At 73.9% G+C, this 22,456-nt stretch carries 19 protein-coding genes; 13 read left to right on the top strand and 6 right to left on the bottom strand.

Annotation, left to right across the window (positions count from 1 at the left end):
- From ACFPBZ_RS25080 to ACFPBZ_RS25055, 6 genes are all read left to right on the top strand, one after another.
- Window positions 1–830: hypothetical protein (locus tag ACFPBZ_RS25080; RefSeq protein WP_378038845.1), on the top strand; the 830-nt coding region annotated here is incomplete at its 5' end.
- Window positions 830–1,558 (top strand): hypothetical protein, encoded by a 729-nt coding sequence (locus tag ACFPBZ_RS25075; protein WP_378038844.1) that lies wholly within the window; start codon window positions 830–832, stop codon window positions 1,556–1,558. The genes ACFPBZ_RS25080 and ACFPBZ_RS25075, both read left to right, overlap by 1 nt.
- Window positions 1,555–2,604 carry a hypothetical protein gene (locus ACFPBZ_RS25070; protein ID WP_378038843.1) on the top strand — a complete coding sequence of 350 codons (1,050 nt, stop codon included), beginning with the start codon at window positions 1,555–1,557 and terminating at the stop codon, window positions 2,602–2,604. Before ACFPBZ_RS25075 ends, ACFPBZ_RS25070 begins: the two co-directional genes overlap by 4 nt.
- Window positions 2,601–3,806, top strand: coding sequence for an OmpA family protein (locus ACFPBZ_RS25065; RefSeq protein WP_378038842.1), 1,206 nt, complete (start codon window positions 2,601–2,603; stop codon window positions 3,804–3,806). The genes ACFPBZ_RS25070 and ACFPBZ_RS25065 overlap by 4 nt, the downstream gene beginning before the upstream one ends.
- A 248-nt stretch (window positions 3,807–4,054) precedes the next feature.
- The gene (locus ACFPBZ_RS25060) at window positions 4,055–5,761 is read left to right on the top strand and encodes a glycine/sarcosine N-methyltransferase (RefSeq protein ID WP_378038841.1); all 1,707 of its coding nucleotides are present in this window, start codon (window positions 4,055–4,057) and stop codon (window positions 5,759–5,761) included.
- 230 nt (window positions 5,762–5,991) lie between these two features.
- Window positions 5,992–6,969 (top strand): hypothetical protein, encoded by a 978-nt coding sequence (locus ACFPBZ_RS25055; protein WP_378038840.1) that lies wholly within the window; start codon window positions 5,992–5,994, stop codon window positions 6,967–6,969.
- 59 nt (window positions 6,970–7,028) lie between these two features.
- Here ACFPBZ_RS25055 and ACFPBZ_RS25050 read toward each other — a convergent pair whose 3' ends face one another.
- Genes ACFPBZ_RS25050 through ACFPBZ_RS25040 form a run of 3 tightly spaced genes read right to left on the bottom strand, consistent with a single transcriptional unit; the run spans window position 7,029 to window position 9,092 of the window.
- Window positions 7,029–7,976 carry a polysaccharide deacetylase family protein gene (locus ACFPBZ_RS25050; protein ID WP_378038839.1) on the bottom strand — a complete coding sequence of 316 codons (948 nt, stop codon included), beginning with the start codon at window positions 7,974–7,976 and terminating at the stop codon, window positions 7,029–7,031.
- Window positions 7,973–8,758, bottom strand: a complete 786-nt coding sequence (locus ACFPBZ_RS25045) for a hypothetical protein (RefSeq protein WP_378038838.1) — start codon at window positions 8,756–8,758, stop codon at window positions 7,973–7,975. The genes ACFPBZ_RS25050 and ACFPBZ_RS25045 overlap by 4 nt, the downstream gene beginning before the upstream one ends.
- A gap of 22 nt (window positions 8,759–8,780) precedes the next feature.
- Window positions 8,781–9,092, bottom strand: a complete 312-nt coding sequence (locus ACFPBZ_RS25040) for a hypothetical protein (RefSeq protein WP_378038837.1) — start codon at window positions 9,090–9,092, stop codon at window positions 8,781–8,783.
- A 466-nt stretch (window positions 9,093–9,558) separates the two neighbouring features.
- On the opposite strand from ACFPBZ_RS25040, the gene ACFPBZ_RS25035 reads away from it, so the two are divergent.
- Window positions 9,559–10,899, top strand: a complete 1,341-nt coding sequence (locus ACFPBZ_RS25035) for a glutamate-1-semialdehyde 2,1-aminomutase (protein ID WP_378038836.1) — start codon at window positions 9,559–9,561, stop codon at window positions 10,897–10,899.
- A gap of 51 nt (window positions 10,900–10,950) precedes the next feature.
- On the opposite strand, the gene ACFPBZ_RS25030 is transcribed toward ACFPBZ_RS25035, so the two are convergent.
- Both ACFPBZ_RS25030 and ACFPBZ_RS25025 read right to left on the bottom strand, forming a co-directional pair.
- Window positions 10,951–11,847 carry a phytanoyl-CoA dioxygenase family protein gene (locus ACFPBZ_RS25030; RefSeq protein ID WP_378038847.1) on the bottom strand — a complete coding sequence of 299 codons (897 nt, stop codon included), beginning with the start codon at window positions 11,845–11,847 and terminating at the stop codon, window positions 10,951–10,953.
- A gap of 134 nt (window positions 11,848–11,981) precedes the next feature.
- Window positions 11,982–13,040 (bottom strand): glycosyltransferase family 4 protein, encoded by a 1,059-nt coding sequence (locus ACFPBZ_RS25025; protein WP_378038835.1) that lies wholly within the window; start codon window positions 13,038–13,040, stop codon window positions 11,982–11,984.
- Between the two features lie 273 nt (window positions 13,041–13,313).
- Here ACFPBZ_RS25025 and ACFPBZ_RS25020 point away from each other — a divergent pair, with 273 nt between their 5' ends.
- From ACFPBZ_RS25020 to ACFPBZ_RS25010, 3 genes are read left to right on the top strand one after another with little or no spacing between them, the layout of a single operon-like run.
- Window positions 13,314–14,519 carry a glycosyltransferase family 4 protein gene (locus ACFPBZ_RS25020; RefSeq protein ID WP_378038834.1) on the top strand — a complete coding sequence of 402 codons (1,206 nt, stop codon included), beginning with the start codon at window positions 13,314–13,316 and terminating at the stop codon, window positions 14,517–14,519.
- A complete protein-coding gene (locus tag ACFPBZ_RS25015; RefSeq protein WP_378038833.1) occupies window positions 14,516–15,622 on the top strand; it encodes a glycosyltransferase family 4 protein in 1,107 nt (368 codons plus the stop codon). Before ACFPBZ_RS25020 ends, ACFPBZ_RS25015 begins: the two co-directional genes overlap by 4 nt.
- Window positions 15,615–16,277 (top strand): hypothetical protein, encoded by a 663-nt coding sequence (locus tag ACFPBZ_RS25010; RefSeq protein WP_378038832.1) that lies wholly within the window; start codon window positions 15,615–15,617, stop codon window positions 16,275–16,277. Before ACFPBZ_RS25015 ends, ACFPBZ_RS25010 begins: the two co-directional genes overlap by 8 nt.
- A 70-nt stretch (window positions 16,278–16,347) precedes the next feature.
- Here ACFPBZ_RS25010 and galE read toward each other — a convergent pair whose 3' ends face one another.
- Complete coding sequence (gene galE / locus ACFPBZ_RS25005; protein ID WP_378038831.1) at window positions 16,348–17,286, bottom strand: UDP-glucose 4-epimerase GalE; 939 nt, start codon at window positions 17,284–17,286, stop codon at window positions 16,348–16,350.
- A 111-nt stretch (window positions 17,287–17,397) separates the two neighbouring features.
- On the opposite strand from galE, the gene ACFPBZ_RS25000 reads away from it, so the two are divergent.
- The 3 genes from ACFPBZ_RS25000 to ACFPBZ_RS24990 all read left to right on the top strand — a co-directional run bounded on the left by ACFPBZ_RS25000 (window position 17,398) and on the right by ACFPBZ_RS24990 (window position 22,310).
- Window positions 17,398–19,203 (top strand): flippase, encoded by a 1,806-nt coding sequence (locus ACFPBZ_RS25000; RefSeq protein WP_378038830.1) that lies wholly within the window; start codon window positions 17,398–17,400, stop codon window positions 19,201–19,203.
- 90 nt (window positions 19,204–19,293) lie between these two features.
- Entirely contained in the window at window positions 19,294–21,276 is a 1,983-nt protein-coding gene (locus ACFPBZ_RS24995; RefSeq protein WP_378038829.1) for a glycosyltransferase, read from the top strand.
- Entirely contained in the window at window positions 21,273–22,310 is a 1,038-nt protein-coding gene (locus ACFPBZ_RS24990; RefSeq protein WP_378038828.1) for a glycosyltransferase family 4 protein, read from the top strand. Before ACFPBZ_RS24995 ends, ACFPBZ_RS24990 begins: the two co-directional genes overlap by 4 nt.
- Window positions 22,311–22,456: the final 146 nt, after the last annotated feature.

The following is a 22,456-nucleotide window of genomic DNA, read 5'->3' as shown; positions in this document are numbered from 1 at the left end:
CCCCGGCCCCCACGGGCGCGCCGCCCCCGCCGCCGTCGCGCCACGTCGCGGCGCCCGCCGGCCCACCCATCCCGCCGACGACCTCGTCGGGACCCGGCGTGCCCGCCTACACGCTGGCGAACCGTCTCGCCGACTGGCGGCGGGCCCGCGCCGACGGCCGGGCGGGCATCCCCGGCACCGGCTCGGGCACTCCCGCGCTCGAGGAGCTCGCCCAGGACTTCCTCGCCCGCAGCCACCGCGAGCGCCTGCGTCTCGACGTGGAGCTCGCGCCGCTGCTCGAGACCGAGGCCGCCCTCGTCGTCCGCATCGGGGCCACGGAGGCCGCCGCCCAGCGCGCGGAGCAGCGCGCCGAGTCGTGGCCCGTGCTGCTCGACGACGGCCAGCTCGGCCTGCGCCGGGGCGGCGAGTCCCAGACGCCCGACGACATCGTCCGCGCCCGCCGCGCCCGCGAGTACGAGGCGCTGCGCCGGCCGATGGTCGATGAGATCGCCCGGCTGACCACCGCGGCCACCGCGGCCCGCGAGGAGCTCGCCCGCGTCCGCGCGGCGCTGCGGGCCCGCGAGGTGGTCGGCGCCACCCGCGTGCGGCGCCTGCACGCCCAGATCATGCGCCGCATCTCGGCCTACGAGCGCCACCTCGTGCGGTTCCACCCGCAGCGCGACCGCATCGGCCCCACGCTCGCCGCGCAGCACCCCCGCATCCCCGGCTGGGTGTTCGCCGCCGAGGACCCGACCGTGCCCCCGGCCGCCCACAGCGGCGCCGGGCCGACGCCGCCCGCCGGCACCCCCGACCCGACCGGCCACCACGGCCGCGTGCGCGAGGAGTCCTGATGTTCGGATGGCTGCGCCGGCGCCCCGCCGCCGCTGAGCAGACCCCGCCCGGCGGCACGCCCGCGGCCCGCCCCGGCCAGGGCTCGACGGGGCTGCGCGCGCCGTCGACCCCCGAGGAGAAGCGGTTCGCGTCGGTCTACGCGGAGGACCGGGTGGGCCCGATGCCCTACCCGAACCAGGCCACCCCCGACGTCGCCGCCGCCCGCGGCCGGGTGCGCTCGCTGGTGAACGACCTGCTGCCCAACGCCGTCGACGAGGGCACCGGCGCGGCGCTCGACCCGCTCGTCGCCTCCTGGGCCTCGGGCTGGCTCGCGCGCGTCGACTCCGAGCACGCCGACCACCACGCCGTCATCGACCGGCTCGTCGGGGGCGCCCGCCAGCAGCTCGCCGACGCCGAGGCCACCCACGAGCGCGACCGGCGCGCCCTCGAGGTGGCCCGCCTCGACTACGCCGACGCCCGCGAGCGGCTGATGGAGCCCGCCGGCCCCCGTCGCGGCACCGGCCCCGACCCCGACGCGCCCACCGCGGCGGTCCCGCCCACCCCGAACGGCTCGTCCGACCCCCGCCGCAGCGCCGCCCGCGGTCCCCGGGCCGCCCGCCAGGCGCTGTCGGTGCGCACCCCGCCCGGGCCGCCCGACGACGCCCTGACCGGGCCCCTGCGGGCCACCGACCGGCCGGCCACCGGCCGACCGGCCGACGAGGCCGTCACCGAGCAGGAGACCCGATGAGCAGGTTCAGCCTCGGCGGCCGGGCGCGGCCCGCCGACCCCGGAGCCCCGCGCTCGTACCGCGACTCCACGATGCTGGTGGACCGGTCGCGGGAGGACTATCTCGCGCTCGGGATCATCATCCTGGCCATCGGCGGCGACATCGCGGCCTTCTACGTCGTGCTCGCGCGCGTGTTCCGCGGCTCGACGTTCCTCATCGTCATCGGGACGATCGGCTTCGCCGCCGCGGCGGTCGGCCTCGCCCACCTCGTCGGGCAGGGCCTCGCGCGTCGCCGCTGCGGCGACCCGCGGGCGAGCGTGCTGCTGACGCTGGCCGCCTTCGTCGTGTGGCTGGTCCTCGGCATCTCCTCCTTCGTCACCCGGCTGCTCACGCCGTCGTCGACCTCGTCGAACCCCTTCGGGTCCTCGGGCTCGGGCGGCGGCTTCGGCGGCGGGGGCGGGGGCTTCGGCGGCGGGGGCGGCTTCGGGGGCGGTGGCGGCTTCGGCGGGTCGTCGTCGAGCGGGCTGGAGGCGTCCGCGGTGCTGCCCGCGATGCTCTTCGGCGCGCTGTTCCTCGCCAGCGGCGTCGCGGCGATGGTGGCGACGTTCGTGTCGTTCAACCCGGTCGCCGGGGCGCTGCGGCGTGCGGAGCGGCGCCTCGAGGAGGCCACGGCCGCCGAGCGGACGAGCCGCGCGGAGCTCGAGCGCTCCCGCGAGGCGCTGCGTCAGCAGCAGAACGAGCGCGACCGCGAGAACGAGCGCTGGAAGGCCGCCCACGCGCAGGTGACCGCGGAGATGTTCGAGCTGCAGAACTACGCGCGCACGCTCATCGCCTCGAAGAAGCAGAACCCGTCGGTGACCGACGGCCTCACCAACGGCGCGCCCTACCCGCCGTACCCGCTGTTCAGCCCCGCCCGCGCCCTGGAGCCCGGGCGCGAGGCGATCCCGCCGCACCGCGAGGACCCGCCGGCCCGCCGCGCGCCCACCCCCGCGGTGGTCAACGGTGTGAACGGCCATTCCGGCGGAGCGCACCGCGCCCGCACCACCCCGAACGGAGACCATCCGTGACCTCGCGCGCCGCCCTGGTCGCCGCCTCGCTCGCCACGCTGCTCGCGCTCGGCGCCTGCTCCTCCGGCGACGAGTCCGCCGGGGGGTTCTCGGGGGGCGGCGGCGCGCCGCTGTCGTGCCCCGTGCCGGTCGGCCCGATGGCCATCGCGATCGGGGGCCGGTCCAACGAGCCCGAGCCGAGCCTGCCGGGGCCGGTGCAGCAGGCGGCGATCACCGTCGTGTCGGGCGCCTCCGAGCAGAACGTGCAGCCGAAGTTCACCGTCGTGAACGTCGACGGGCGGCCCTCGGTGGCCGGCAGCGATACCTACCGCACCGACGCGGGCAACGCGATCGCCGCGCAGGACGACCAGAACGCCTTCCTCTCCGGGCTCGGCAGCGCGATCCCCACGCTCCGCGCGCAGACCCCGGAGGCCGACACCCTCGGCGCGCTCACCCTCGCCGGGCGCTCCGTGCAGGGCTCGCGGCCGGGCACGGTGGTGCTCGTCGACTCCGGGCTGTCCACGGTCGCGCCCCTCGACTTCCGTCAGCCGGGCCTGCTCGCCGCCCCGGTCGCCGACACCGTCGCCTTCCTGCGCGACAACCGGGCGCTCCCGACCCTCACGGGTGCCACCGTCGTGCTGGCCGGCATCGGGGACGTCGCGGCCCCGCAGCCGGCGCTCGACACCGCACAGCGGGCGTCGCTCGTCGCGCTGTGGAAGGGCATCGCGGAGGCCTCCGGCGCCGCGTGCGTCGCGGTCGTCGACGAGCCGCGCTCCGGCGAGGCGCCCTCGGACGCGCCGCCGGTCACCCCCGTCGACCTGCCGCCCCCGCCGAAGATCACCCCCGGGCAGGCGAGCGTCCTGCCCGACGACGGGTCGGTGGGCTTCCAGCCCGACACCGCCGACTTCCGCGACGTCGCCGCCGCCCGGGGCGTCCTGACGCCCTTCGCGGACTTCCTCAAGCAGTCGCCGGCCCGCAAGATCGCCCTGACGGGCACCAGCGCGCGGGCGGGGACCGACCAGAGCCAGGTCGAGCTGTCCACGCGGCGCGCGGAGGCGGTGAAGGGCCTGCTCGTCGACCTCGGGGCGAAGCCCGACCAGATCACGACGACGGGGGTCGGCAGCCGGTTCCCGGGCTACGTCAACGACCAGGGCCCCGGCGGCCGCCAGCTCCCCGGCCCCGCCTCGACGAACCGGAAGGTCATCGTCGACCCGACCGGGTGAGCGGCGGAGTATCTCGTAAACGCCCGTTCCGCGCACGTGACCGGTATCTCTTCACACGACGGCAACCTGATCGTCGCGAGCCGTACGCCCCCTCCCAACAGGGCTGATCGGCCCAGCGACCCGTGTTCCGGATCGGTCAACTGAATCGTTGTCGACACGCAGTGTGACCGAGTGCGGTACCCATCCGCACCGGACCGCCCTAACGTTTCGTCTCCGGAAGCGTCGCCGAACGTCCGGAGGACCCCTTCATGACCACAGCCGCAGACCGGAGCCCCGACACCGCGGCTGGCCTTGCACCGATCGAGGCCCCCCAGCACGACCCCGACGTACACCAGGACTTCGGGGAGAACCCCGCCGAGGTACGCGACACGAACCACTACCAGGACGAGTACATCAAGGGATTCGTCGACAAGTGGGACGACTACATCGGCTGGGAGGGACGCGCCGCCAGCGAGGGCACGTTCTTCATGGACCAGCTCCGGGCGCGCGGGGTCGAGAAGGTCCTCGACGTCGCCACCGGCACCGGCTTCAACTCCGTGCAGCTGCTCGAGGCGGGCTTCGAGACCGTCTCCGCCGACGGCAGCGCCGAGATGCTCGCCAAGGCCTTCGCCAACGGCCGCGAGCGCGGGCACGTCCTGCGCGTGGTCCAGGCCGACTGGCGCTGGCTCAACCGCGACGTCCACGGCGAGTACGACGCGATCATCTGCCTCGGGAACTCGTTCACGCACCTGTTCTCCGAGCGCGACCGCCGCAAGGCACTGGCCGAGTTCTACGCGATGCTCTCCCACGACGGGGTGCTGATCCTCGACCAGCGGAACTACGACTCGATCCTCGACGACGGTTTCTCGTCGAAGCACAAGTACTACTACAGCGGCGACACCGTCACCGCCGAGCCGGAGTACCTCGACGAGGGCCTCGCGCGCTTCCGGTACACGTTCCACGACGACGGATCCGTGTACCACCTGAACATGTTCCCGCTGCGCAAGGACTACGTGCGCCGGCTCATGCGGGAGGTCGGGTTCCAGAAGATCGACACCTACGGCGACTTCCAGGACACCTACAGCCAGGACACTCCCGACTTCTGGATCCACGTGGCCGAGAAGACCTATCGGACGGACGAGGAATTGACCCAGTCGTACTCGACGGCGGTGCACACGGCCCGCGACTACTACAACTCCACCGACGCCGACACCTTCTACCACGAGGTGTGGGGCGGCGAGGACATCCACGTCGGGCTCTACGAGACCCCCGACGAGCCGATCGCCCCGGCCTCCGCGCGCACGGTCGAGCGGATGGCCGAGACCGCCGGCATCACCGCCGAGACCCGCGTGCTCGACATGGGCGCCGGCTACGGCGGCGCGGCCCGGCACCTGGCCCGGAAGTTCGGCTGCAAGGTGACCTGCCTGAACCTCTCCGAGGTCGAGAACGAGCGGAACCGGGAGAAGACCCACGAGCAGGGTCTCGACCACCTCGTCGACGTCGTCGACGGCTCGTTCGAGAACATGCCGATCCAGGACAACGCCTACGACCTCGTCTGGTCCCAGGACGCGTTCCTGCACTCCGGCGAGCGCTCGTCGGTGGTCGCGGAGATCACCCGCGTGCTCGTCCCGGGCGGGCAGGTCGTCTTCACCGACCCGATGGCCGCCGACGACGCCGACACCGGGGCCCTCACGCCGATCCTCGCCCGTCTGCACCTGGACAGCCTCGGCTCGCCCGGGTTCTACCGGGACGAGTTCGCGAAGCACGGGTTCACCGACTGCACGTTCGACGACCACACCGACCAGCTGACGACGCACTACGGCCGCGTCCTCGCCGAGCTGGAGCGCGCCGAGAAGGCCTTCGCAGGGAAGATCTCCGAGGAGTACATCGCGAACATGAAGACCGGCCTGCGCAACTGGGTCAACGGTGGCCGGTCGGGCCAGCTGGCGTGGGGCATCTTCCGCATCAAGCGCTAGCCACCTGGGTGTCAGCACTGCGGCCATGCTGACACTGAACGTCACAATCGGGCCCTGTACGAACCGCGAGCAGCCCGTCCTCCCGCGCCGGAGGACGGGCTGTTCGTCGTAGGCGGCCCTTGGTCCGGACGGCCCCGTCGTCCGTCCCCACCGGCACCGCGAGGCCCGCCTGTCCACAGCTCCGAGCGAGTTCCTGGCCGGATCGGCACCGCAGAACCGACCGTGGCGCCATGCGACGAGGTTCCTGGGCCGAGGACATGGCCGCGCTGAGGCGCGAGGCGGACGACGACGTCATCCGCGTGCGCCGACTCGAGCAGCTGGGGGTGCCGCAGCGGACGAGCTACCGGCGGTGCCAGCAGGACGGGCCGTGGCTATGGCTCCTGCCGGGGATCATCAAGCTCACCAGCGGTCCCCCCACGTGGAGGCAACTCGTGGTCGCGGCGCTCCTCCACGCCGGGGACGACGCCCTGATCAGCGGTCTCGCCGGACTACGTCTGCACCGGCTCCGCCGTGTCGAGGAGCCGCCGTCGATACACGTCCTCGTCCCGTGGACGCACCAGGTGCGCAGTCACGGATTCGCGGTCATCGAGCGCACGATGCGGATGCCGCCGAGGGTCGAGCGCGACGGCCTGCCCGTGGCGCACCTCGTCCGCTGCCTCACCGACGCCGTGCGCCGGATGAAGGACCACGACCGCATCTCCGCGCTGATGACGGACCCGGTCCAGCGGGAGCTCCTGGTCGTCGAGCAGATTCACGACGAGCTCGAGGCCGGCTGCCGTCGCGGGACGGCGGCGCCCCGCGCGGTCCTCGGCGCGGTCCGGCTCGGGGTCCGCTCGCCCGCCGAGTTCGGCGCCTTCGAGTTCTGGAACTCGCACGACTTCCCCGAGGCGCTCTGGAACGTGCCGCTCCTCGCACCCGGCGACCGCTCGCTCATCGCCATCCCGGACGCCCTCGTCAAGGGTGTCGGCTTCGCGTGGGAACAGGACTCGGTCCAGGAGCACTTCGCCACCCGGAGTCAGGTCCTCGCGACGAGACGACGGCGTCAGCGTCTGTTCGAGCACAACGTCTACGTGCTCAGCAGCCGCCCCAACGACCTCCGTGACGACCCGGACGGGGTGCGGCGCGAGATCGTGAAGGGTCTCGAGATCGCCGCGGGCATGCCCGAGCCGACCGTTCTCTACGGCGAGCCGGGACGGCGCAGCAGCTGAGCCGTACATGGCCCGTTTGTGACGTCCAGTGTCAGCATGGCCGCAGTGCTGACACTCCCTCAGCGACGGGACGCGAGGGCCGCCGCCTTCCGGCCCACCAGCGACCGCGCCTTGCGCCACCCCTTCTCCGCCACGCTCGCCAGGTCGGTCGTCGGGGTCACCACCACCCGGCGCATCTCGTACGGCGACACCCCGCCCGACGCGAGCCCGGCCCGGGTCGTCACCGCGCACCGGTAGCCCGCCTCGGCCGCGATCCGCGTGGTGGTCTCCGAGTAGTCCGACGCCGCGCCGTTGGGGAACGCCAGCGTGTCGACCGTGATCCCGAGGCCCGACTCCAGTGCCGAGCGCGACTCCGCCAGCTCCGCCCGCTGCCCGTCCTCGGTCTCCCGCTCCAGGATGGCGTGCGAGACGGTGTGCGACCCGATCTCGTGCCCGGCCGCGAGCAGCGCCTTCGCACCCGACCAGTCCATGAACAGGCCCTCGTCGACCGGCGACGTCGCGGGCTCCAGCAGCGCCGACACCCGCGCCACCTCCGCCACCCGCGACGCGTGGTCGAGCGTCTTCAGCGACGCGCGCACCGCCCCGTGGGCGGCGTCGCGCTCCGTCGGCGACGTCAGCGGCCAGGTCACCCCGCCGAACTCGAGCGACGAGGCCCGGGCCCGGTCGAACGCCGAGGACAGGTCCTCCCACCACGCCCCGACCGTGCCCGAGAGGAAGCCGGGCACGAGGAAGAAGGTGGCCGGCAGCCCGGCGCGCTCGAGCATCGGCACGCCCAGCTCGAGGTTGTCGCGGTAGCCGTCGTCGAACGTCAGCACCACGGCCCGCGACGGCAGCGGCTCGCCGGCCTCGATCAGCCCGAGCGCGGTCTGCAGCGGCAGCACGTTCGCGAACCGCGACAGCATCCGCAGCTGCTTGGCGAAGCCCAGCCGGCCCACGCCCGGCGGGTCGGGGAACCCCGGCGTCGGGTCGATGTTGTGCCAGCCGAGCACGAGGAGCCGGTTGCTCATGGCGGCCGATGGTAGGTCGCGGCCCTCACGGCCCCCGCCACCGCGTCCGCCACCTGTTCCCGACGATGCGGCGAGCGCCGCACCGAGCGCGACAGCTCCAGGTGCACGAACACCGTGCCGAGGCGCGCCGCCGTCCGGCCCTGGACGTTCCGCCGCCCCGACAGGTCCTCGCAGCCGGGATCGCCGCCGAGGCGCACCCGCTCGCCGGCGTCCCGCAGCCCCGCCACGATCGCCTCGAGCAGCTCCGAACCGGCCGCCGCCCCCGACGAGGCCACCACGTCGAAGCCGGGCCGGTCGGCACACCCGTGCACCTGCACCTGCGGCAGCCCGTGCGCGGCGACGAGCCCGGCCGCGAGCCGCGCGAACACCGAGTCGGGTCGGTGCGCGACGTCGGCCGGGAAGGCGCCGTCCGCCGCGCCCGCGCGCCGGTGGGCCCCCGCCTGCAGCAGCAGCGCCCCGTCGAGGCGCTCCAGCAGGGCGAGGCCAATCTGCTCGGTCCGCAGGTCGGACTGCGGGTGCGGGACCTCGACGAGCACCTCCGCCGGGCCGCGGGGCAGCACCACCACGCCCCACGACCGCTCGGTCGCCGGATCGGCCTCGAGGAGGGTCCGGCCGGCGACGGTCGTCGTCGTGAAGCCGAGGGCCGCGGCGCGGCCGGGGTCCGGCCCGTCCAGCAGACCGCGCGCGAGCTCGTCCGCCCGGGCCTGCTCGGCCTCGTCGGGAGCCCGGTACGGCCCGGTCATCGGCAACGGCCGGTTCAGGACCGCGCCGAGGGACCCCACCCGCGGAAGGGTGCCAGAACGGTCAGGCTCCGGCCGGGTACGCCTCGCCCCACTGCGTGCCGCCGCGCCGGACGACGGCCTGCGGGCCGGCGTCGGACCGCCGGCCGCCCGCCGCGTTGCCGAACGGCGGGGTGCCGAACGGCGCGACGTAGAAGTCGAGGGTGCGCCGGGGCGCGTTGAGGAACGCCGCCGCCTCGGGGTCGGGCTCGAAGGGCAGCTCGGCACCGAAGGGGACGAGGCCCTCGTCCGGACTCCACCCCCCGGTCATCGCCGCGGCCGGGGCCCACTGGGGGGCCGACGACTCCGGCCGGCGATCGACCGGCTGTCGGGTCACCACTCGCAGGACCACCGCGCCGGACCGACCCGAGGGTCCGTCGCTGCTCGTGTCGCAGGTACCACGCTCCGCCATGTGGACCAGTCTGAAAGTGCCCGGAGGCTCTTCTCTCCCGGGGGACCTCTGCTGGGCCGTCCGGGACGAGCACTCCCGCACCGACTGCACCACCGTCCCCAGCACCGGTCCGACACGCCTGCCGAACGGGCCGCCGCGCCGACGACGTCCCGCGGGCGACCGCAGTCCTGGTCACGCTGCGTACCCATCGTCTACCCTCTGCAACGAGTGCGACCGGCGCCACTGCTCCCCGCGGCAACCCGGGAGCCGATCGCGGCGTCCCCCGCACGGCATCGTCGTACCACCGACCCCCGTCGGTGTCCGGATCATCGGATTCGGGACGATGCCTCCCAGGGACGGACCGACGTCGGCCTCTCCACCCCTTCACGACGACCTCCGGGAGGAACCGCCGATGCCCGACCGGGCCCCGACCTTCGCCCGCTCCACCGACCTGGCCGACCGCCTGCACCGGCTCGTCCCCGGCGGCGCGCACACCTACGCACGCGGGGACGACCAGTACCCGGAGGGCATGGCCCCGGTCCTCGAGCGCGGCCTCGGCGCGCGGGTGTGGGACGCCGACGGCAACGAGTTCGTCGAGTACGGCATGGGCCTGCGCGCGATCACCCTCGGACATGCCTACGAGCCGGTCCTCGCCGCGGTGCGCGACGTGCTCGGCCGGGGCGTCAGCTTCACCCGCCCGACGACGCTCGAGCTCGCCGCCGCCGAGGACTTCGTGTCCGTGGTGACCGGCGCCGGCATGGTCAAGTTCGCGAAGAACGGCTCGGACGCGACGACGGCGGCGCTCAAGCTCGCCCGCGCCGCCACCGGCCGCGACATGGTCGCCGTCGCGGGCCAGCCCTTCTTCTCCACCGACGACTGGTTCATCGGCTCCACCGCGATGAACGCCGGCATCCCCGACGAGACCCGCCGGGCGACGGTCCGGTTCGCCTTCAACGACCTCGACTCGGTGCGCGCCCTGTTCGCGCGGTACCCCGGCCGGATCGCCGCCGTGTTCACCGAGGCGACCACCGGCATGGTCGCCCCCGAGCCCGGGTTCCTCGAGGGCCTGCGCGAGCTGTGCACCGCCGAGGGCACGGTGCTGGTGTTCGACGAGATGATCACCGGCTTCCGCTGGGCGCCCGGGGGCGCGCAGGAGGTCTTCGGGGTGGTGCCCGACCTCTCCACGTGGGGCAAGGCGATGGGCAACGGCTTCCCGATCGCCGCGCTCGCCGGGAAGCGCGAGCTCATGGAGCTCGGTGGCCTGGCCACCGACGCCGACCGCGTCTTCCTGCTCTCCACCACCAACGGCCCCGAGACGGTCGGCCTCACGGCCTTCCGTGCGGTGGTCGAGGCCTACCGCACCACCGACCCGGTCGCGACGATGCACCGCCAGGGAACCCGCCTGCTCGAGGGCGCGAACGCCGCGATCGACGAGGCCGGGATGCGCGAGTACCTCGAGGTCGCGGGCCACCCGAACTGCCTGGTGTTCCTCACCCGCGACGGGCAGGGGCGGCCGAGCCAGGAGTTCCGCACCCTGTTCCTCGGCGAGATGCTGCGCGGCGGGGTCCTCGGCCAGTCGTTCGTCATCTCCGCCGCCCACACCGACGACGACGTCGACCGGACGATCCAGGCGGTGGCCGACGCGCTGCCGACCTACTCGAAGGCGATCGAGCTGGGCTCGACCGCCGGCCTGTTCGACGGCCGACCGGTGGCGCCGGCGCTGCGGCCGCAGGCGGAGCCGCGGCGGAGGTGAACACGCGTGAGCACTGATCCGTGCCTGGGCACGGATCAGTGCTCACGTGCCTCAGGCACCTACGGGCACGTCCACCACGTTGCGACCGTCGTAGCGCTCCGCCAGCTCCTCGGGCATCGGGGCGAGGTCGGAGCAGCGACGGAAGTCGCGCAGCGTGGTCCCGGAGCACTCCGAGTCGACGTTGCGCGACCCGCGGCCCGCCTCGACGTCGTCGAGGTCGACCACGCGGAAGTCGATCGAGTACCGGGTGCGCCCGGAGGTGTTCGGCACCGAGGAGTGCAGCTGGTTGCCGGAGAACACCATCATCCCGCCGACCTCGGGCACGAGCCGCACCTGCGGGTCGAGCTCCACGGGCTCCTCGGGCTTCGGCTGCTCGCGGGTGTCCTTGCCGATCTGCGAGGCGGCGTTGAACCGGCTCACCCGGTTCCACTCGGCGTAGTCGTAGTTCCGCGAGGAGTTCCGCACGCCCTGGGTCATGTACTTCGGGTGGAACGCCATCACGTTGTCGGCGGTCACCGGGTAGACCGGCATCCACCAGTTCGTCTGCGACATCGGCGCCGAGTACCAGGTGTCGCGGTGGGGGTGGAAGGCGTACGCGATCCCGGTGGTGAGGTAGCCGTCCGAGGTCGAGGTCCGCAGCCGCGGCACGTCGAAGTAGGTCCGCTCCGGGTCGCAGCCGCGCTCGGCGAGGATCTGCGGGAGGATCTCCTTGCACCGCGGGTGGTGGATGAACCGGGGCTTGAGGTCGGCGAGCAGCGCCGCGAACTCCTCGACCGGCATCTCGTCCTGCGCCGTCTGCGGGTCGAGGGCCCCGAAGGCCTCCTCGACGAGCTCCCGCGTGAACTGCACCAGCGCCAGCGTCGCCGGGGTGGCCCCGTAGACCATCACGTCGCCCGCGTAGAGGTGCTCGCGTCGTCCCGCGTCGTCGAACGCCGGGTTGGAGTGCACCGTGGTCAAGGTCGAACCCCCCTCGTCACCGAAAAGATCGGTACGAGACTAACCGGTGCAGAGTCGATCACCCGAGGGGATGAATTGTCTGGTTCTCGCGCCGACGGTCCGTTTCCGGACGATGCCGGTGCGCCCTAGAGGGTGCCGCGCGCGATCTCCCGCAGTTCCGCGGCCATGTGTGCTGAGGTGAACCGCTGCTCGACCTCCTTGCGCCCCGCGGCCCCCATCTCCGCGGCCCGGACCGGGTCGGCCAGCAGGTCGCCGATCGCCCGGGACATCGCCTCGACGTCCCCGGGCGGCACCAGCAGCCCGGTCCGGCCGTGCTCGACGTAGGTGTCCATCCCCGGGTTGTCGGTCGCGACCACCGGCCGCCCGCTCGCGAGGGCCTCGAGCGCCACGGTCAGTCCCGAGCCCTGCGGGTTGGGGCGCAGGGCGATCGCCACCACCGACGAGCGGGCGTAGAGGCCCCGCATCGCGGCGTTCATCCGCCGGGCGTGCACCACGCCCGCCTCGGGCGGGAGGTCGACCGGCAGCGTCGTCGCGAGCTCGAGCCAGGCCGGCAGGCCCTGCTCCCGCACACGCAGCACCGACGCGACGAGCGTCGCGTGGTCGCGGCCCCGGTCGTCACCGACGCTCGTGACGGTCACACCCGCCGGGTCGCGGTCGGACCACGGCTGCTCGGGGTAGAACGCCGGGTCGATCCCCAGCCCCACCCCGTGCACGCGCTCCGGGGGGACGTCCCAGTGCTCGCGCAGGATCGGCACCATCGCCGGGCTCTGGGTGAAGATCGCGCCGGCCCGCCGCAGGGCGGCCTCCGCGGCGCGGCGCTCCCAGCCCGAGATCATGTCCGGGCGCTCCAGCCACGCGATGCCGCTGACCACCGGGCGGCGGGGGGAGCTCAGCAGGGCCGGCATCCCGGTGCGCTCGTCCATGCAGAACAGCACGTCGGCGCCGCGACGCTGGGCCGCGCCGGTGACGGCCGTGACGGCCTCGTAGCCGTCGAGACGGTTGCGGACCTTGCGCGAGACCCACGCCACCGGCCCGCCCGCGGGGGTGCGGAAGGTGACGACGTCACCCTCGTCGCCCATGTGGTGCAGGCCGTAGGGCGTGTGGTCCGGGATCTCGCCGCGGGCGTTCCGCCGCCGGTACGCCTCCACGTCGAGCTCCTCGGGCAGCTCCACGTGCACGTGCATGTCCCGTCCCCCCTCGCCGATGCTGCCCCGTTCGGGCGACGTCGACGCTACCGATGTGCCCCGACGACCGACCCGGCGGACGCACCGACGACGTCACAGGTCCCGAACGGGCGATCCCGGGCAACCCGGAGTGCGGTGGGGCGTCTGGAAGGGGGTGCCCCGACCTGCGCCCCGGGCACCCGACCGAGGTCGCCGACCGCATCGCTACCGTGGTCCGAGCCCGGACGGCGCGCCGATCGGGCCGGCCCTGGCCCCCGACAGGACGGACACACCTTGCCCGGACGAGCACTCATCCTCGTCGAGAACCTCTCTGTGCCGTTCGACCGGCGCGTGTGGCAGGAGTCCACGACGCTGCGCGACCACGGCTGGGACGTCGAGGTGATCTGCCCGCAGGGCACCGACCGCGACACCGAGCGTGAGGCGACCGTCGACGGGGTCCGTATCCACCGCTACCCGCTGAAGGCGGCGTCCGGCGGCCCGCAGGGCTACCTCAAGGAGTACGCGACCGCGCTCTTCCACTCGATCCGGCTGGCGCGGCGCATCCACCGCCGCGAGCCCGTCGACGTGGTCCACCTGTGCAACCCGCCCGACCTGCTGTTCGTGGTCGCGCTCGTGCTCAAGGTGCTCAGCGGTGGCCGCACCAAGGTGGTGTTCGACCAGCACGACCTCGTGCCCGAGCTCTACCTGTCCCGCTTCCGCCCCAAGCGCGACGCCCTCTACTGGGGCCTGCGCCTCGTCGAGTTCCTCACCTACCGCAGCGCCGACGTGGTGATCTCGACCAACGAGAGCTACCGGTCCCGGGCGGTGGGCCGCGGCCGGGTCCGCGGCGAGCGCGCGTTCACGGTGCGCAGCGCACCCGCCCTCGACCGCTTCAAGCAGGTCCCCCCGGAGCCCGAGCTGGCCCGGGGCGCGGAGCACCTGCTGGTCTATCTCGGCGTCATGGGGCCGCAGGACGGCGTCGACTACGCCGTGCGCGCGCTCGCCCGGCTCGCCGACCGCCGCGACGACTGGCACGCCGCGTTCCTCGGCGGCGGCGACGCCTTCGACGACGTCGTCGACCTCGCCCACCGCCTCGGTCTCGACGACCGCGTGACGTTCACGGGCATGGCCGACACCCCCGACGTCCGCCGCTACCTCTCCACGGCGAGCCTCGGGATCGCGCCCGACCCGCTGAACCCGCTCAACGACGTGTCCACCATGAACAAGATCATGGAGTACATGGCGATGGGCCTCCCGATGGTCTCGTTCGACCTCACCGAGAGCCGGGTCTCCGCCGGCGACGCGGCGCTGTACGCGCGGCCCAACGACGTCGACGAGTACGCCTCGCTCGTCTCGGACCTGCTCGACGACCCGGTGCGCCGCAAGCAGATGGGCGAGGTCGGCCGCGAACGCGTGGCCGGCGCGCTCTCCTGGCCGCACTCGCAGCGCTCCCTGCTCGCCGCGTACGAGACGGTCGACCCGGCGGTCGCCCACCGGTGAGCCACCCCACCCCGCTGCGCGTCCTCGTCGTCGGGCAGGCCGAGGGCACTCCCGGGGGCATCTCCTCGGTGCAGCGCCTGCACGTGCGCTTCCTCGCGGCCCGCGACGACGTCGCGGTGCGGGTGGTCACCACGTACGACGAGGTCGGGGTGCTGTCGCGCCTGCGCCTCATGGTCGGCGGCCTCGCCCGGGCCCTGGGCCTGATCGCCGCCGGGCGGGTCGACGTCGTCCACCTGCACGTCGCCAAGGGCCTCTCGGCGCTGCGCAAGGGCCTCGTCGTCGCGGCCGCCCGCGCCCGGGGCGTCCCCACCGTGCTGCACACCCACGCCGGCGCCTTCGCCGAGTGGTTCGACGGGCTCCCGTCGCCACTGCGTGCGGTCGTCGCCCGGCTGCTGCGCGCCGACCGCGTGATCGTCCTGGCCCCCGACGCCCGCGAGGTCTACACCTCGCGCCTCGGACTTCCCGACGACCGCGTGCTCGTCCTGCCCAACCCCGTGGAGTGGCCGGCGACGGTGCCGCGGCGCGACCCGCACGCGGCCGCCGTCCACGGCGTCTTCCTCGGCCGGCTCATCGACCGCAAGGGCGTCTTCGACCTCGTCGAGGCCGTCGGGGGCCTGCAGGCCGCGCACCGCGAGCGCCTCCGGCTGACCCTCGCGGGGCACGGCGACGCCGACGCGGTCCGGCGGGCGGTCTCCGACGCGGGTCTCGACGGCACCGTCGAGGTCCGCACGTGGATCGGGCCGGCGGAGCGCGACGAGCTCCTCGGCACCGCGCAGCTGCTCCTCCTGCCGAGCTGGTGGGAGGGCCTGCCGATGTCGGTCCTCGAGGGGATGGCGTGGGGCCTGTGCCCCGTCGTCACGCCCGTCGGCGGACTGGCCACCCTCGTCCGGGACGGCGACAACGGCGTCGTCGTGCCGGTGAACGACCCGGCCGCGCTCGGCGCGGCCCTCGACAAGCTGCTCTCCGACGACGAGGTCCGGGTTCAGCTGGGAGCCCGGGCGCGCGAGGCGGTGGCGCCCTACGGCGCCGACGCCTGGGCGGACCGTCTCGTGGGGCTCTACCGAGAACTGACGACAGGCACGGAAAGGACAGTCGATGAGTGATCGCAGCGAGCACGGCACCGTGCTCACCTACGACCCGATCGAGTTCCCGTTCTCGACGGTGGTCGCGAAGATCCTCGACACCCCCGACCTCGAGAAGATCCACGAGCTGAACCGCCGGGCGGACGTGGACAACCACGACCAGGACTCCGACGACCACTCGATCTTCTACCGCGAGTACGACCAGGTGCGGGACCTCTACGACCGCTTCCTCGTCGAGTGGATCCTCCCGCAGTACGGCGAGGACCTGGCCGTGCAGCGCGTCCCCACCTTCCGCGTGCACCGCCCGGGCAGCGTGGCCGTGTCCGAGTTCCACAAGGACTCCGACTACAACCACCAGCCGGCCACGCTCAACTACTGGCTGCCGCTGACCCGCGCCTACGGCACGAACTCGATGTGGATCGAGGACTCGCCGGGCAGCGACACCTTCTCGCCGGCCGTCGTCGAGCCGGGCGAGGTGTTCCGGTTCGACGCCGTGAACAACCGGCACGGCAACTACCCGAACGACACCGACACCTCGCGCGTGAGCTTCGACTTCCGCGCGATCCCGCTGCGGCTGTTCGTCGACGAGGGCAAGTCCACCGTCAACGCCAAGCGCCGCATGGACCTCTCGGGCTACTACCGTCGACTGAACGCCGACGGGCAGTTCGCGAGCTGACGCCACGCGCCGACGGACGGCCGAGGGAGCGCGAACTACGAGCGCACCCTCGGCGTCCGTCCCGGCGCGACTACCGGCACATGTCGTCGATGCCCAACCGGGCCCGCCAGCCCAGCACCTCGGCGATGCGGGACGCGTCGGCGACCACGCGGGCCGGGTCGCCGGGGCGGCGCTCGACGATCTCGCGGGGCACCGGGCCCTGCGCCCGCTCCACGGCCGCGATCACCTCGAGCACGCTCGTGCCCTCGCTGCGGCCGACGTTGAGCGCCCCCGGCGAGCGGTCCTCCAGCAGGGCGGCCGCCGCCGCGACGTGCGCCTCGGCGAGGTCGGCCACGTGCACGTAGTCGCGCAGGCAGGTGCCGTCCGGCGTCGGCCAGTCGTCCCCGAACACCTTCACCGGCTCCCCGGTGCGCGCCGCGCGCATCACCAGCGGCAGCAGGTTCGTCGCCCCGCGGTCGGCGAGCTCGGGCGCGGCGGACCCGGCGACGTTGAAGTAGCGCAGCGCCGTCCACGACGCGCCCACGGCCTCGGCGTGCCGGCGCACCGCCCACTCCCCCGCGAGCTTCGTCTCGCCGTAGGGGCTGGTCGGCAGGGTCGCGACGTCCTCGGTGACCGGCTCGGCCGACGTCTCGCCGTACACCGCGGCACTCGAGGAGTAGAGGAACCGCGTGATCCCGGCGGCGGCCGCGGCGCGCAGCATCGCGACCGTGCCGCCCACGTTGTGCTCGTAGTAGTCCAGGGGCCGCGCCACCGACTCGGGTACCGACTTCTTCGCGGCCAGGTGGACCACGCCGTCGACGGCGCGCCGGCCCGCGAGCTCGCCGACGACCTCGTCGAGGGAGTCCGACAGCAGCGAGCAGCGCAGCAGCTCGACGTCGCCGGGGAGACGCTCGACGAGGCCGGTGGACAGGTCGTCGAGGACGACCGCGTCGTGGCCCGCGTCACGCAGGGCCCGCAGCACGTGGGAGCCGATGTAGCCCGCGCCGCCGGTCAGCAGCCAGGTGCCCACGTACTCCTCCGGGTGGTGCGACGACTCTCGGACGATCGGACACCCTAGCCGCGCCGCCCGCCGTGGCCGCCCCGGCACCGGTCGTCCGGGCCCCGAGTAGCATCGACGCCGATGAGCACCCGGTCCACGGCGATCGCGCGCGGCGTCGTCATCCAGGTGCTGGCGAAGTTCTCCGCGCTGCCCCTGTCGCTGCTCACGATCGCCATCGCGACGCGCTACCTCGGCGCCGAGGGCTACGGGATCATGGCCGCCGCGGTCGTCTTCGCCCAGACCTTCGAGGCCTTCACCGAGCTCGGCGTCGGCACGATCATCGTGCGCCGGGTCGCGGGCCTCGGCGGCAACCTCGAACGCCTCGTCGGGATGAACATCTCCTTCTCGACGGCGTACGCCCTCCCGTTGGCGATCATCGCCGCGATCGCGGGCATCGGCGTCTACTGGGGCGACTTCGAGCAGCAGGCGGCCGTCTGCGTGCTGGCGGCCGGGCTGATCTTCACCACGGTCTCGTCCTGCTTCGAGCCGGTGTTCGACGTCAAGGTCCGCTACTCCTCGGCCGCCTCCGCGGAGTTCCTCTCGCGCGTGCTGACCCTGTCGGCGGGCGCCTCGGTCGCCTACTTCGACTGGGGCCTGCTCGCGATGTGCGCGGTGCAGATCATCCCGCAGGCCCTGCGCCTGGGGATCCAGTGGTGGGGCGCCCGGCGCCTCACCGAGATCCGCTGGGTCGTCGACTGGACCGAGATGTGGCGCCTCCTCAAGGAGGCCTTCCCGCTCACGATCATCTCGATCATCGCGGTGCTCTACTGGCGCGCCGACGGGTTGCTGCTCTCGCTCCTCGGCACCTCCGAACAGGTCGCCGGCTACTACACGGCGCTGCAGATCGCGTTCACGCTGACGCTGATCTCCCAGGTCTTCGAGCGATCCGTGCTCTCGACGATCAACGAGACGTACAACTCCGACCGCGACCGGTTCGCCCGCGCCGTCGACCAGGGCTACCGGTTCCTGCTGCTCGTGGGGCTCCCGATCGCCGTGATCGGCTGGCCGCTGGCCCACCGCATGGCCGACATCGTCGGCGGCGAGGACGGCGTCGGCGTGTTCGCGGGCCCGCCGCTGCAGTTCTTCTTCATCGCCGTCGCGATGACCTTCCTCTCGGCCATCGTGTCCGACGGGCTCATCGCCGCGCACGAGCAGCGCTACCTGACGACAATGTCGACGATCAACCTGGCCATCAACATCGTCGGGAACATCATCCTCATCCCGCGGCTCGGCGCCGTGGCCTGCGGCATCATGCTGATCGTCACCGAGACGATCGGCGTGCTCGCCTCGCAGTGGCGCCTGCGCCGCCACGGGGTGCACCCGCTGCCGTTCGGCTACCTGCTGCGCCTCGCGCCGGCCGGGCTGCTGGCGCTCGGGGCGATCTGGCTGACCTACGACCTGCCGCTGATCGTCCCCATGGCCGCGGGCGGGATCGCCTACTTCGGCGGCGCCCTGCTGGTCGGGGCGATCCCCGCGGCCATGCGCAACGCCCTGCTCGGCGCCCTGCGCCCGAAGAGCCTCGACCGCATGGAGGCCGAGGCGGCCGGGGACGACGACGGCCTCGGCGTCGCGCCGTCCGCCCCCACGGTGGAGCCGCGGGTCGACCCCTCCGGGGTCGGGCTCGACGCCGCGACCACGGTGCTCCCCGGCATGGCGCCCGTCCCGGAGCGCCGGGCCCCCGACGAGGCCCTCGACGCCGAGACCACCCAGCTCGGGGTCACGTCGTCCCGGCCGACCGTCGCCGCGGGCACCCGCACCACGTCCCGCCGCGACTTCTCCGACATCACCGACGTGCCGACCATGGAGCTCGACATGGCCGCGCTGCAGACGCTGCGGATGCGGCAGCAGGGCAAGTACGTCGACATGCGGGTCATCCGCCGCGGGTAGCGCCGCGGGAGGGGCCGGGCCGGGTCACCCCGGGCCGCGTGCCACGATCGTCACCGTTCGTTGTCGGACGGGACGAGGGAGAGACGCGGCGTGGGCGGTCGGGATCTGGCGGTGCTCATCGTGTCCTACCGGCGCGCCGATCTGCTCGACCGGGCGCTGCGCAGCGTGGAAAAGCACCTGCCCGACTCGCCCGTGTACGTCTGGGACAACGCCTCGTCGGGCTCGCCGCAGGTGCGCGAGCTCGCGAGCGCCTGGCCCGAGGTGACCTGGACGTTCTCGGAGTCGAACCTGGGCTACATCGCGGCGATGAACCGGCTCGCGGCGCAGTGCCCCGACGCCGACATGCTCCACCTCAACCCCGACGCCGAGCTGATCGGCCCGCTCGTGGCGGCCCGTGCGGCGCTCGCGCAGCCCCGGGTCGCGGCGGTGTCCCCGACGGTGCTCGACCCGGAGGGCCGGGAGCGCCCCTGGGACGTCGCGCACCGTGAGCAGAGCGTCCTGCGCAACCTGCTCAACGCCGCCGGCTACGCGAAGCGGCTGCGCGACCACCCGCGCCTGTACCGGTTCTCGGACCTCTACCCCGAGGCGCCGCACGACGTCGACGGCTACATGGCGGGCTGCTGCCTGCTGATCTCGCGCGACGCCTGGACCGCGCTCGGGCCGTTCGACGAGCGCTTCTTCGTCTACGGCGAGGACGCCACCTGGCAGCCCGCCGCCCGGCGCGCGGGCTGGACGCTGAAGCTGGTCGACGACGACGGCCCGCAGGTCCGCCACACCGCCGCCGGCACCCAGACCGACGACCCGCTCGCCTCCCTGCGCGGTGACGACCTGCTGCGGGCGGCCCAGGTCATGGCCCTCGGGAACGCCCGCAACCGCGGTCCCGGGACCGTGTTCTCGCTCGGCTCCCTCGTCCTCGAGCGGGTGCAGCGCTCCAAGCGGACGGCCGCGCGCCGTCGTCGGGACGCCCTGGCCGAGCGCGCGGCCGGGCGCCCCGGCATCGTCGTCACCACCAACGGCCTCGACCTCGGCGGCGCCGAGCGCCAGCGGGTGCTGCTCGCGAACGCGCTCGTCGCCCGTGGCCACGCCGTGACGATGGTCTGTCTGCAGGCGCTCGGGCTCTACACCGCGGAGCTCGACCCGCGGGTGCGGCTCGCGTTCCAGCCGTGGTGGCAGCCGTTCGTCGACGTGGCGGGCGACGACGCAATCGTCGTCGGCGGGGTCACCAACACCGAGGTGGCGTTCGCGCGGGCGTGGCGGGCGCAGGGCCGGCTGGCCGGCCAGCAGCGCTTCTGGCTGCCCGCGACCCACGACCCGGCAGAGCTCGACGACCCCACCTACTCCGAGGGCCTCGCGCGGAGCCTCCGGGCCGCCGACGGGCTGCTCGTGCTCTCCGCGCAGCACCACACGGACCTGACCCGCCACCAGCGGCTCACCGACGTCGTCATGGCGGCCCCCAACGGCATCCCGCCCGCCGCGGCGCGCCCGTTCCGGGCCACCTCCGGGCCCCTGCGCCTGTGCATGCTCACGCGCATCCTCGAGTACAAGAACCCGCTGCTGCTGATCGACGCCCTCCAGGCGCTCGGCCGGGACGACTGGACGCTCGACATCTTTGGCGACGGCCCCGACCGGGCCCGCCTCGAGGCGCTCACCCCGCCGGGGCTGGGCGAGAGAGTGCGCTGGCGCGGCCAGGTGTCCGGGCCCGACGCCGCCTTCGCCGAGATCGACGTGCTGTGCGTCCCCAGCGGCTTCGAGGCCTTCCCCCTGGTGATGGTCGAGGCGATGACGCGGGCGGTCCCCGTGATGGCGTCGGCGAGCGGGACGGTGCCGGAGATGCTCGCCCACGGCGGGGCGGGCGTCGTCGTCTCCCCCACCACCTGCGAGGCCTGGTCGGCCGCCCTGACGACCGCGCTCGACGACCGCGAGGGACTCGCCGCCCTCGGGCGCGCCGGACGGGAGCGCGCGCTCGCGCAGTACACCGACACGGCGATGGCCGACTCCTACCAGCGCGCGTTCGCCCGCCTGCTCGGGCGCCCAGTGCCCGGCGCCCCCGCCGAGCCCGCGGACGTGCTGTGAGGGTCCTCTGGCTCTCGCCGTGGCTGCGCACCCTGACGCGCGTGCAGGTCGACGCGCTCACCGCCGCCGGGCACGAGTGCCTCGTCGTCACCACCGACCAGCACTACGAGAAGGTCGCCGCCCGCCCCGACGAGCGGGTGCTCGACCCCTCGATCAAGGACCCGCGCACGGTGCCCGCCCTCGCGCGCGTCACCGCCGAGGCCCGCCGGTTCGCGCCCGACGTCGTGGTCTCCGAGTTGATGCACGACCCGCGCTGGCTCCCGATGACGCGCCTCGCCCCGCTGGTGCAGGTGGTGCACGACGACCGCCCGCACGACGCCACCGAGGAGCGCCCGTGGCACCGCCGCGCGGTGCTCGACCACCAGACGCGCGCGGCCGCGGCCGTCGTCGCCCCGAGCGCGCACGTCGCCGCCGTGCTGTCGGCGCGCTTCGGGCGCCGGGTCGACGTGGTGCCGCTGACCTCCGACGTGCCCGAGTCCGCGCTGCCCCCGGTGCCCGTCCCCACCGAGGGACGCCGGGACATGGTGCTGCTGGGCCGGATGTCGCCGTACAAGAACGTCGAGCTCACCCTCAGGGCGTGGGCCCGGCACACCGCCTCGCCCGACTACCGCGGCGACCGGCTGCTGCTGCTCGGCAACGGCCCGCTGGACGCGGTGACCCTGCCCGAGCACGTGGAGTGGCGCCGCGAGCACTTCGCCTACGCCGACGTCCTCCCCGTGCTCGCCCGGGCCAAGGCCTCGCTCGCGCACTACCGGCTGGCCACCCAGAGCGGCGTGCAGGTGCTCTCCATGCAGCTCGGGATCCCGACGGTCGTCTCCGACCACGGCGGGCTCCCCGAGTTCGCCCCGGCCTCGCTCCCGCCCCTCGGGGTCGACGACGAGGCCGGGCTCGCCGCCGTGTTCTCCCGGCTGGCCGACCCGGCCGTCGCCGCCGAGCTGGGCGCCTCGGCCCGGGAGCACTACTGCGCGCACTTCTCCGCCGACCGGGCCGCCGTGACCTGGGGGGCGGTGTTCGGGCGGGTGGCCCGGGCGTAGTCCGGCCCCCGAGTGGGCGTGCAGGGTTGTCCCGGCAGCCCTCGGCGCCCACTCGAGCGTGAGTCGGCGCCCGAGTGGGCGTGCAGGGTCCTCCCCGCAGCCCTCGGCGCCCACTCGAGCGGGGCACGCACGACGACGGCCCGGCG

The sequence above is a fragment of the Actinomycetospora atypica genome (genome assembly GCF_042653685.1).
Taxonomy (GTDB): domain Bacteria; phylum Actinomycetota; class Actinomycetes; order Mycobacteriales; family Pseudonocardiaceae; genus Actinomycetospora; species Actinomycetospora atypica.
This window is presented reverse-complemented; position numbering and strand designations above follow the sequence as displayed.